Here is a 1,371-nt window from a genome sequence, read left to right as displayed (position 1 = left end):
GGCGCCGGCCCGGCGGGCGGCGTCCACCTCGCCGAGCAGCAGGGCGGCGGCGGCCGACCGCAGCAGCGCCTCGGGCCGGTCCTCGGTGCCGGCCCGGTGCACCACCTGCCCCAGTGGCCCGGCCGCCCGGTCGAAGCGGCCTTCGAGCAGTGCCCGCATGCCGAGGCGGTGGTCGCCCACCGGGCCGCGCGGCACCTGGCCGGTGCCGAGGGTGGCCAGACAGGCGGACAGGTCCCCGGCCGCCCAGGCCGCGTCGGCGGCGGCGAGGGCGGCGGCCGCGGCCTGCTCGGGGGCCGGGCCGACGAGCAGCGAGGCGGCCAGCAGCAGGGACTGGTGGGCGTCCTCGACGGGGCCGTCCCGCAGTTCGGTCAGCCCGCTCACCAGCTCGGCCCGGCCCCGCAGCAGCGGCGGCGCGGGGCAGTCGCGGGCGGCGGCCAGCAGCGGGCGCGCCCGGTCGGGGCGGCCGGCGAGCAGTTCCTGCTCGGCGGCGGCGGTGTACCGCTCCGCCCGGAGCGGGCCGTCCGCGGTCAGTTCGGCGGCCCGGGCGTACGCCGCGGCACGCAGCCGGTGCGAGGCCGGCGCCGTCCCGGCGGACGCCTCGGCCGCCAGCCGGTCGCCGAGCGCGGGTGCCGGTGCGGCCGAGGACCAGGAGCGGTGCAGCAGTGCGGGCAGCCGCTGCCCGTCCGCCGCCAGCACGTCGGCGAGGGCCCGGTGCGCGGCCCGCCGCCGGTCCGGGGCGGCGGTGGCGTGCACGGCCCGGCGCAGCAGCGGGCTGTGGAAGCGCAGTCCGCCCTCCGCGACCGGTTCGAGCTCCGGGGGCGGCTCCGGGGGCGGCGTCGCCCCGGGCCGCAGCCGTCGTACGGCCGCGCGGACCAGGCCGGCGTCGGCGTCCGGGGCGTCCGACGCCCGTACCGCCACCGCCGCCGTCAGCAGCAGGTCCCGGGCGTCCGGCGCCAGGCCGGTCAGGGCCACTCCCGCCACGGCGGCCAGGGTGCGGGCGTCGGCCGCCGGTCTCGGCAGCGGCCGCCGGCCGCGCAGTTCGTCGGCACCGAGGCGGTGCGCCAGGGCGAGCAGTAGCGCCGGGTTGCCGTCCGCCTCGGCCAGCAGTTCGGCGCGGACGGCGGGTTCGGCGCCGCCGTCGGTGGCGTCGTCGAGGAGGGCGGCGGCCTGCGGCGGTGTCAGCGGGTCCAGGCGGACGACGGGCAGGGCGGCGAACTCCGCGTCCACGGCCCGGTGTCCGGCGACGGAGAGGAGCAGCCCCACCGGGCCGTGGCCGGCCGAGTGCCTGACCTGCTGCATACCCGGCCCTGACCCGCGTCCGGCACACCGCACGAGCGGAGCCGGACGGGTGGCGCGGTCGTGTCCGCAGCG

General features: G+C 81.7%; 1 pseudogene. It reads right to left on the bottom strand.

The features are described 5' to 3' along the window. Positions 1-1,299, bottom strand: a pseudogene (locus AB0G32_RS40385) (LuxR family transcriptional regulator); the annotation flags it as partial. Positions 1,300-1,371: the final 72 nt, after the last annotated feature.

Source organism: Streptomyces sp. NPDC023723 (genome assembly GCF_040639815.1).
GTDB lineage: Bacteria > Actinomycetota > Actinomycetes > Streptomycetales > Streptomycetaceae > Streptomyces.
Note: the sequence above shows the minus strand (reverse complement) of the source record. Positions and strands in the feature narration are given on the sequence as shown.